This window comes from Methyloceanibacter marginalis (assembly GCF_001723295.1).
Taxonomy (GTDB): Bacteria; Pseudomonadota; Alphaproteobacteria; order Rhizobiales; family Methyloligellaceae; genus Methyloceanibacter; species Methyloceanibacter marginalis.
Genome location: NZ_LPWD01000323.1, coordinates 1 through 5,104, shown reverse-complemented (window position 1 = coordinate 5,104; position 5,104 = coordinate 1). Strand labels below are relative to the sequence as shown.

General features: G+C 65.0%; 4 protein-coding genes and 2 pseudogenes. 3 read left to right on the top strand and 3 right to left on the bottom strand.

What is annotated here, in order from left to right; genetic code table 11:
- Positions 1-376: pseudogene (locus tag AUC71_RS11770) on the bottom strand (hypothetical protein); the annotation flags it as partial.
- A gap of 16 nt (positions 377-392) precedes the next feature.
- Here AUC71_RS11770 and AUC71_RS11765 point away from each other — a divergent pair.
- Both AUC71_RS11765 and AUC71_RS11760 read left to right on the top strand, forming a co-directional pair.
- Entirely contained in the window at positions 393-1,007 is a 615-nt protein-coding gene (locus AUC71_RS11765) for a hypothetical protein (RefSeq protein WP_069624418.1), read from the top strand.
- A 340-nt stretch (positions 1,008-1,347) separates the two neighbouring features.
- Positions 1,348-1,731 (top strand): hypothetical protein, encoded by a 384-nt coding sequence (locus AUC71_RS11760; RefSeq protein ID WP_141701645.1) that lies wholly within the window; start codon positions 1,348-1,350, stop codon positions 1,729-1,731.
- On the opposite strand, the gene AUC71_RS11755 is transcribed toward AUC71_RS11760, so the two are convergent.
- A complete protein-coding gene (locus AUC71_RS11755) occupies positions 1,718-2,563 on the bottom strand; it encodes a hypothetical protein (protein WP_141701644.1) in 846 nt (281 codons plus the stop codon). The genes AUC71_RS11760 and AUC71_RS11755 overlap by 14 nt on opposite strands.
- Positions 2,564-2,702: 139 nt before the next feature.
- Positions 2,703-3,512, bottom strand: coding sequence for a transporter family protein (locus tag AUC71_RS11750; protein WP_069624415.1), 810 nt, complete (start codon positions 3,510-3,512; stop codon positions 2,703-2,705).
- A 220-nt stretch (positions 3,513-3,732) separates the two neighbouring features.
- Here AUC71_RS11750 and AUC71_RS11745 point away from each other — a divergent pair.
- Positions 3,733-5,104, top strand: a pseudogene (locus AUC71_RS11745) (ABC-F family ATP-binding cassette domain-containing protein); the annotation flags it as partial.

Below are 5,104 nucleotides of genomic sequence, written 5' to 3'. Positions count from 1 at the left end.
GCGAGCCCAAGGCCATCGCGCCGTCATACGGCTTCGTCTCGCGCGGCGGCGCGACGGCGACGGTCTTGACGGTGTTCACCGTCACGTCGGGCTTGCTCGCCGCCGGGGGAAGGGCCGCCTGCTGCGGTACGGGCTCGGTCTCCGCGATCGGGCCTTTCAGCGCGGCGGACGCCGTCTCGGCGGCTGGCGCTTCGGCCGGCGCGATCTCGTCGGCGGTCGCGCCCGCCGTCTGTTCCATCTGCGCAGTCTCGACCGGCGGCGCGGGCAGGGCGGGGTCGGCCGTGGCGACTTGCGGCGGGGTGATGCTCAGTTCGGTCGTCGACTGGGCCAGCACGGTGCCGTCGCCGGAGATAAGTTCGACGCGCATATTCGCCACGCCGTTCTGCGCGGGCATGCAGCTGCAAGCCGGCGATCTCGTCCGGGCGCAGGCTCCAGCCGGTGTCGCCGTAGGGGCGGCCTTGGGAGAACGACGCGCCTTGGGGCAGCGCGCTGACGGCAATGAGGCTGCGCTCCGGCAGCGCCTCGGCCTGGTCGATGGCGATGGGGAAGGCGATCGTCTTGCCGGCGTCGGCCTCGAGGCGATCGGGCGACGAGAGCGCTACATCGGGGACGCGGCGCGGCGCTCGCGTCTCTTGCTCCGGCGCGGCCATGCCGGCCGTGATGGGCGCGCTCGTCACGGTCAGCTCCTGGACCAGCTCCTGGTCTTGCGGTGCCGTGTCCTGCCACCACAGGAAGAAGACAAACGACAGCGGCACGACGGTGAGACCGACCAGTCCCGGGAGCAGCGTGCCGAGGGGCAGGCCGAGCTCTTTGAGGCGAGGCACACCGAAACGCGCCCGCGCTGCCACGCGCGCCGGTCCGACTTCCAGCCGCGGCGGGACAAGATCTTGTCTGGGCTGGCTCACGCTCGGGAGCAGCGAAGCGGCAGGTGCCCGGCCAGGCCCGGAGCTCGGCGGCTCGTTGAAGCGCTCAACCAGCGTCGCAATATTTGGCCCCCAAGCCTCTGATGCGTCGGCGGGAACTTCCGATTCGTCGAAATGCGATTCCGGCTCCTCGAGAGGCTGAAACGCGTAATCGGATTTCCAGGCGGGCGCGTGCTGCATGGGACTTCTCCGGGGGCACGCTCTCAAAGCGTGCCATTTCGATCACTGTCAAGCGGAATGCTTAACCCTCAAAAGGGACCGGAAAAGGACGAGAATATGTACGCCCGAAGCAAGGATGGCCCGCCCGAGCCCCGGGAAATCAACGAGAATCCGCTGTGAGTGTTGCCCGGTTACAATTGCTGCGGCGCAGCGTTTGGTATAACAACGCCTGCTTCAAGCTCAGCTTAGAACGAGGGGGCAAGAGATGCGTCTTGGCGCGCGCGGGTGGAGTCTGGCCGTTTGCTTGGTGTTGATGTCGGCGGGCGCGTTCGCCAGCAACTTCTCGGCCTCGCTCAAGAACTATTACGCCCAGTTCGAGATCGTCGTCGCGTGCGAGGAGCAGGCACAGCTCTCCGAGGCCGAGGCCGACGCCGCCGAGGCGGCCATGGACAAGATCGAGAGCTACTACCTCAAGAAGGACGCTTCGATCGACAAGGACCACTTGCTGGATCTGGCCGAGGCGGACCGGGACGAGGGCTTCCGGATCATGGGGCGGAGCGGCGGCGGCTTGCGGCCCTATTGCCGCCAGTCCTTGCGCGATCTTCTCATGAAGGCCGAAGAGATCGCTCCGGTGGCTAGCGAGCACTGACGGGCGAAGAGGGCTCCTCATCGCCCGCGACACGTTCTGCCAGCATGGGCGGGGTCAGATACATGATCGAGGTCTTGCGCCGGCCGCCTTGCGCATAGGCGACGGACAGGATCGCTCCGCCGAGCTGTTTGACCTCATCCGGGGTCAGGGCTTCGGCCACAAGGCCGAAGCGCGCGCCAGCCGGCACCGCCGCGCTGTCCTTCCCGGCGACCGTGAGCATCAGCGGTAATGCACCTCCACCCGCATCCGGCTTGAGCACCGCGCGGATGTCTTCCAAGGGCTGATCGGAGACATTGGCGCCGGTGAGCATGAATGTGTCGCTTGCCGCGGGCGCATCGAGCAACCACTGGATCGGCGCGGAGCCTGTGTCCGCGACGGGTTCGACCTCGGGTTCCGGCGCGGACCTCTGCACTGCGACCGGCTCGGCCTTTTCCTCGGGGTTCGGCGCCGCTGTCTCTTCTGTTGCCTGCTCAGCCTTGAACCACGCCCCCCAGGAGAACCAATCGGCGGCCGTCGCGGTCAAGACCGGCTTCGGTTCGCGGGGACCAGCGTCCTTCCGGCTTGCGAGCGAGGTGGAGGCCTGTTCCAGAGCGGTGGCGAGTTCCAGGGCAGGGCGGTCCCACCCGGCCGGGAGCTTTTTGGCCAGCTGGGCGAGGCCCTCGTGGATCTGGTTAGGGCCTTGGGCCGTCGAAAAGAGTACACAGCCGGCGACCAAAACCATGGACAACGCCGTCGAGCCGAGCGTGACCCAGGTCCTGCGCTGGCTATAGGTCGCAACGAACAGGAGTACCAAAACGATACCGGCAACGAGCAGATCCAATGTGTGCCCCAAGTTCATCCCTCGTAAGCGCCACAATGGCCCAAAACGTGGCACGAGCACGGCGAAGCCTGGCGGAAAAGGGTGAATATCGGCCTACCGCGTCTTGCGCGGCGGGTCCAAGACAGCGGCTAGCCCGTGACGATGGCCGACATCACCCTCCCGTGGGAAAAAGCAGCTGCACCTGGAAGCGCAGCTGCCAGTCGGGCCCTTGTTCCGGCGTGATGACATTGTCGTAGGCGCTCAGCGACATGTTCACGGGCTGGTGGCCGATACTGAACACGCGGCCCACGCCGCCGCCCAGCGGCAGCGTCCACTGGTCATCGGCCGGCGCATTCCAATCGGCGGTGATGATCGGCGCCGAGGTGAGGTACCAGCCGTGCTTCAAATTGTAGTTCACGAAATACTGGAGCAGGAACGCGTTCACGTCCGGCTCGTTGGAGTCGCCGGCGAACGACCAGATGTTGTTGACGAGGGCGCCGACCACCCATTTGCCAGGCGTCCACACGATGGCGGCCGTGGGACCTGCGCCCCATTTGTCGGGACCGAGACTCCTGTCCGTGTTCGTGGGCAGATAAAGGGTCGGCCCCGCGCCCACCATGAGCTTCGGATTGATCTGCTTCACGAAGAAGAAGCTCGGATTGAAATTGCCGAGACCGAAATCGCTCTCGTCACCCTCGTACACCGGCGGCTGATACACGACCGGCAGGATCCAGCGCGTGACCAGGTTCCATTCCTCGTTCAGCTTGAACGGGATGACCGGCTGGATGTTGAGGATGTTCTGCTCTTTGTCGAACGGTCCGACATTGAAGTTGGTGTTGTTCTGGAAGGGGACCGAAATCAGATTGGCGATCGGGTTCTGCGCTTGCTGCGCGAGATTGCCGGAGTCCTGCGCTTGGGCCGAAGAGATGCTCGCCGCCGCGAGCAACAGTGCGCCCGCCAAAATCCCACGTAACGTATTCATGCCGCATCCTTCCCAACGTTGGAGCCTTAGGGCCCTTGGTCCGGGAGCGTACCAATGTCGCTGCCTACCGCGGATTCTGCAACTCTAGAGCAGGCAGGAGGCAGGATTGTCCCCAGGGGTTGTTCGCGCGTTCGCCGCGGGCGCACGCCTTGCCGAAGCTGGCGGGAAGGGTTCGTATCCCCTAAAACCGGGCCAAACGAGTGGAGAAATAGACCCGCGCATGGCCCCGCCGCCCCTTCTTCTGCTGAAAGAGATTTCGCTGAGCTTTGGCAGCAAGCCGCTGCTGGATGAGGCAACTCTGTCCATCGGTCCCTCGGAGCGGCTGTGTCTGGTGGGGCGGAACGGCTCGGGAAAGTCCACTTTGCTCAAGATCGCCTCGGGCGAGATCGAGCCCGATCACGGCAGCCGTTTCGTGCAGCCCGGCGTGACCATCCGCTATCTGGCGCAAGACCCGGACCTGTCGCGCTTTACGACCACGCGCGCCTTTGTCGAGGCGGGACTTTCCCCGGGCGATGATCCCCACCGGGCGCGGTATCTCCTGGAAAGCCTTGGCCTCACGGGAGAGGAAGACCCGTCGCGTCTGTCAGGCGGCGAGACGCGCCGCGCGGCGTTGGCCCAGGTGCTCGCGCCGGACCCGGACATTCTGCTGTTGGACGAGCCCACCAACCATTTGGACGTGGTTGCCATCGAGGAACTGGAAACTGTGCTGAAGACCTCGCGCTCGGCACTGGTGCTGATCAGCCATGACCGGCGATTTCTGGAGACTCTTTCGCAGGCCACGGTGTGGCTTGACCGCGGCACCACGCGGCGGCTCGAGCAAGGGTTCGGCGTCTTCGAGGCGTGGCGGGACGGCATCCTCGAAGAGGAGCAGATCGCGCACCACAAGCTCAACCGCCAGATCGTGCGTGAGGAGCATTGGCTGCGCTATGGTGTCAGTGCACGGCGAAAGCGCAACCAGCGGCGGCTTGAAGGGCTGCTCTCCTTGCGCGGTACGCGTGTCCAGGCGAAGCAGAACCGCATCCAAGCCGACGTGAAGCTGACGGCGCATGAAGCCGGTGAGGCTGGGCGGAAAGTCATCGAAGCCCACAGGCTCACCAAGAGCTATGGCGACCTGAAGCTGGTCAGCGATTTCAGCATTAGAATAGCCCGCGGCAACCGGGTCGGCATTGTTGGGCCGAACGGCGCCGGCAAGACGACTCTCATCAACCTGCTGACGGGCTCGTTGAAGCCCGACGCCGGCACCGTGAAGCTCGGCACCAATCTCGAAGTGGCGAGCCTCGATCAACGCCGCGAGAAGCTCGATCCGGAGCAAAGCGTTTCCGCGACGCTCACTGACGGCAGCGGCGATTCGGTGATCATCAATGGCGAAGAGCGTCACGTCATCAGTTATATGCGGGACTTCTTGTTCGCACCCGAACAGGCCGGAACGCCCGTGAAGGCCCTGTCGGGCGGAGAGCAGGGCCGGCTGATGCTCGCGGTGGCGCTGGCGCATCCCTCCACGTCCTCGTACTGGACGAGCCGACCAACGATCTCGATCTGGAAACCCTCGACGTCCTTCAGGAGATGCTGGCGAGCTATCCCGGCACGGTGCT

Bases quoted from the DNA above. Each gene is read 5' to 3' on its own strand.
- AUC71_RS11750 (WP_069624415.1), bottom strand. From the start codon at position 3,512: ATGAATACGTTACGTGGGATTTTGGCGGGCGCACTGTTGCTCGCGGCG.
- AUC71_RS11760 (WP_141701645.1), top strand. From the start codon at position 1,348: ATGCGTCTTGGCGCGCGCGGGTGGAGTCTGGCCGTTTGCTTGGTGTTG.
- AUC71_RS11765 (WP_069624418.1), top strand. From the start codon at position 393: ATGCAGCTGCAAGCCGGCGATCTCGTCCGGGCGCAGGCTCCAGCCGGT.